Here is a 4,400-nt window from a genome sequence, read left to right as displayed (position 1 = left end):
CGCCATCGCACTGACGGCGCGCAAGCGCATCGCGTGGTGGATCTGCGTCATCTACCTGCTGCTGTTCATGGCGGGCAACGCGGTGCTGTTGTGGCAGCCGGTCGCCGACGACTTCGACGTCGACGACGCCGAGCGCATGAACATCGTGATCGGTCTCGGTATCGACCTCATCGCGCTGATCTTCCTGCTCGTCACGTATCGGCAGTTCTACACGAGGGTTCGACGTGGCGCCCTACTGCGCGCGCTCGTGGTGCTGGTGGTCGGACTTGTCGTGGCAACCGGCATCGGGTTCGCGCTGGTGTGGCTGTTCCCGGGCAGTCTGGAACGCTCCGAGCGTCTGCCCTACGCGTTCAACCGGGTCGTTGCGTTCGCCGCGATCGACCAGCGGACTTTCGACGGCCATCACGCGTATCCGCCGGTCAATGGCGCACTGGGTCTGTTCGGTGCGCTCGCGCTGATCGTCGCGGCGTCGGTGCTCTTCCGATCGCAGCGGCTCAAGTCGCTGATGACGGCGACCGACGAACGACTGATCCGGGCGCTGATCACGCGATTCAACGACGACGACTCGTTGGCCTACTTCTCGACGCGACGCGACAAAGCGGTTGTCTTCTCGCGCGACGGTCGCGCGGCGATCACCTACCGTGTCGAACTGGGTGTGGGTCTTGTGGGTGGCGATCCGATCGGCGACCCAGAGTCGTGGCCGGACGCGATCGCCGAATTCCTGGTGCTCTGCGAGCGCTACGGGTGGCATCCCGCGGCGATGGGTTCGAGTGAGCGAGGCGCGGCAGCATTCGATGCCGCGGGGTTCACCTCGCTGAACATCGGCGACGAGGCGATCCTGCACACGCGCCAGTACACGATCAGCGGGCCGACCATGAAGGGCGTGCGCCAGGCGGTGACACGAACGCGCCGCGCAGGCGTCACCACCCGCATCCGCAGGCACCGCGACATTCCGCCGACCGAGATGGCCGACGTGATCGCGCGGGCCGACGCCTGGCGCGACACCGAGGAGGAGCGCGGCTTCGCGATGGCGCTCTCGCGAATCGGCGATCCCGCAGACGGTGACTGCCTGCTTGTGGAGGCGGTCCTGAACGAGGGACAGCCCGACGAGAAGGTCGTCGGGATGCTGTCATTCGTTCCGTGGGGTAAGCGCGGGGTCTCGCTCGATCTGATGCGCCGCGATCGCAGCGGCATCAACGGCGTCGTGGAGACAATGGTCAGCGACCTGTGCCGCGACTCGGAGAACTTCGGGATCACCGACATCTCGCTGAACTTCGCCACCTTCCGCGCCGTGTTCGAGAAGGGGCAGGAGATCGGCGCGGGCCCTGTCATGCGTGCGAGCTACGCCGTGCTGATGTTCGGCTCCAAGTTCTTTCAGATGGAGTCGCTCTACCGGTCCAACGCCAAATACCTTCCCGACTGGCAGCCTCGCTTCCTCTGCTTCGAGGACACCCGAATCCTCGCGCGAGCGGGGCTGGCGGCTGTCGTCACCGAGGGCTTCGTCAGGCTGCCAAGGTTCGGCCGCAAGCAGCAGTACACCGCGGGACAGCCGTCGATTCCCGCCGGCATCGATGTCGACGCGTTGATCGCTGAACTCGACGCCGAGGCGGAGGCCCAGAACGCCGTCGCAGCCCACCGTCCGGAGCAGGTCCGGGTGCGACTTGCCAAGCTGGACAGGATGATCGACGACGGCGTCGACCCATATCCACCCGCCGATCCGCCGTCGCACTCGATCGCGGAGGCCATCGCGGCGCCTGCAGGTACGCCGGTGTCGATCGCCGGGCGCATCACGCGACTGCGCGACTTCGGCAAGGTGGTCTTTGCCGACGTCCATGACTGGTCCGGGCAGGTGCAGATCCTGGTCGAAGTGTCGCGACTCGATTCCGGCTCAAGGGATTTCGCGTCCGACGTCGACCTCGGTGATCTGGTCGAGGTTCACGGTGACATGGGTACGAGCCGCAAGGGTGAGGTATCGGTGCTTGTGGATCGCTGGGCGATGATCGGAAAGTCGCTGCGTCCGCTACCCGACAAGTGGGCGGGCCTGACAGACCCGGAAGCCCGTGTGCGGCAACGCTACGTCGACCTCGCGATCAATCCACGTTCGCGACAGTTGCTTGCCACGCGGAGCGTCGTCGTCAAGTCGCTGCGTGACTTCCTCTCTGCCCGTGGCTATCTCGAAGTCGAAACCCCGATACTGCAGCAGATCCACGGTGGCGCGAACGCGACCCCGTTCACGACCCACATCAACGCCTACAACCTCGACCTCTACCTGCGCATCGCACCGGAGCTGTACCTCAAGCGGTTGTGCGTCGGCGGCGTGGAGAAGGTGTTCGAGATCGGCAGGAACTTCCGCAACGAAGGCGTCGACTTCAGTCACAATCCGGAGTTCACGAGCCTGGAAGCCTATGAGGCGCACAGTGATTACCTGAAGATGCTCGATCTCACGCGGGAGATGATCCAGTTCGCGGCCACCGCCGCCTACGGTGAGCCGGTGATCGTGCGCTACGACGACGAGGGTAACGAGCAGCGCATCGACATCTCCGGGCAGTGGCCGGTGAAGACCGTCTACGGGGTGGTGTCGGAGGGCGCTGATGAGGAGATCACGCCGGAGACGTCGGTGGAACATCTCCGCGAGGTCTGCAGGCGCCTCGACATCGCGTTCCGTCCGGACTGGGACGCGGGCGCGATAGTGCAGGAACTCTACGAGCATCTCGGTGAGGACCGCACCACTTTCCCGACGTTCTACACCGATTTCCCGACGTCGGTCTCGCCGCTCACGCGCGCTCATCGGAGCGAGCCGGGAGTGGCCGAGCGGTGGGATCTGGTGGCGTGGGGCGTCGAACTCGGTACCGCGTACACGGAGCTGACCGATCCGGTGGAGCAGCGTAAAAGGCTTACCGCGCAATCGGTTCTGGCTGCCGACGGCGATCCGGAGGCGATGGAACTCGATGAGGACTTCCTGCAGGCACTCGAATACGCGATGCCGCCGACCGGCGGTCTCGGCGTCGGCGTCGACCGTGTGGTCATGTTGATCACGGGTCAGTCGATTCGCGAATCGCTGGCATTTCCGCTGGCCAAACCGCAGGAGAGCTGAGTGGTGGCCGACGGTCGTCGCGAGGTCGATCGGCCGCCACCCGGGCAGATCGTCGACGTCGATGGCCAGCACATCCACGTCGTCGACGAGGGTGTCGGGCGCCCACTGCTGCTGATGGCTGCGATGGGGAGTAACTGGTTCGATCTCGACCATCTCGCCGCACGACTCGTCGAGCGTGGTTGGCGGGTGATTCGATTCGATCGCCCTGGATATGGCCTGTCCGAACAACTTCCGCGAGGTCGTGTGCTGACCCTGGCGCTCGAGGTCTCGTGGATGACGGGCGTCCTCGATGCGCTGCGGATCGCGGAGCCTGTGACGATCGTCGGACATTCGGTTGCCTCGCTGTATGTCGAGGCTTTCGCGCGAGTCCATCCGTCGCGCACTGCGGCGGTTGCGATGCTCGACGGCTCGTATGTACTCCTGCCGTGGCGGGTGGTACCGCTCGGTGTGCGAATCGACAACGCGCACAAGATGATCGACACGGCGAGAGGAGTCACGGAGCGGTTTCGCCTTCCGGGGCGCGGATTCTCGCGAGTACGGACTGTGGTGCTACCCAGGCCCCCGGAGGGGTTCTACGATCACGAGCACTACTGGGCAGCGAGGGTCTTCGGTAACTGGCCGATGCTGCTCGCCACGATGGTGGAGAACGCGGCCTTCCCGGCGATCAACGCGTCGCTGCGTCGCATGCGCAAGAGCCATCCGATGCCCCGGGTTCCGGTGATCGTGGTCGCCGCGCTTTCCGGGCCGAAGGCGTGGCAGAGCTTCTGGCTGTGGAAGCAGGCCCGCTACGCGCGCATGCTCGGTGGTCGGCTGGTGCCGATCGTCTCGCGCCATTTCGTCGTGTTGGAGGTTCCCGACGAGATCGCGGACGCGATCGATCAGTTGCGCTGATCGAGAGCGCGCTTCTTACCGCCCGGTAACCTGAGGTACCCATGACCGCGCGTCACACCTATGCTGTACGTCATGGCAGAGCTGACTTTCACTCCCACGGCCGACCTCGTCGACGAGATCGGTGCAGACGTCCGTAGTTGCGATCTCCAGTTCACCCAGTACGGCGGGGTCCGTGAGTTCGTCGGAACCGTGACGACGGTCCGCTGCTTTCAGGACAACGCCCTGCTCAAGTCGATCCTCGGGGAGTCGAACCCCGGCGGTGTGCTGGTGATCGACGGTGATGCCTCGGTGCACACGGCGTTGGTCGGCGACATCATCGCGGAGCTGGGCCGGTCGAACGGCTGGGTCGGGATCATCGCGAACGGCGCGATTCGCGACGCCAAGACCATCGGTGGAATGGAGATCGGCGTGAAGG

3 protein-coding genes are annotated in these 4,400 nt (G+C 65.1%); all 3 read left to right on the top strand.

What is annotated here, in order from left to right:
- Positions 1-3,094, top strand: a 3,094-nt coding sequence (lysX, locus tag A5777_RS11900; protein WP_064862794.1) for a bifunctional lysylphosphatidylglycerol synthetase/lysine--tRNA ligase LysX, incomplete at its 5' end; no start/stop codon positions are given.
- A complete protein-coding gene (locus A5777_RS11895) occupies positions 3,095-3,985 on the top strand; it encodes an alpha/beta fold hydrolase (RefSeq protein ID WP_064862793.1) in 891 nt (296 codons plus the stop codon).
- Between the two features lie 60 nt (positions 3,986-4,045).
- A partial coding sequence (gene rraA, locus A5777_RS11890) for a ribonuclease E activity regulator RraA (protein ID WP_064862792.1) occupies positions 4,046-4,400 on the top strand: 355 nt, incomplete at its 3' end.

This window comes from Gordonia sp. 852002-10350_SCH5691597 (genome assembly GCF_001665715.1).
GTDB classification, from domain to species: Bacteria; Actinomycetota; Actinomycetes; order Mycobacteriales; family Mycobacteriaceae; genus Gordonia; species Gordonia sputi.
The sequence above is the reverse complement of the archived record's forward strand: the minus strand, read 5'-3'. Positions and strand labels throughout refer to the sequence as shown.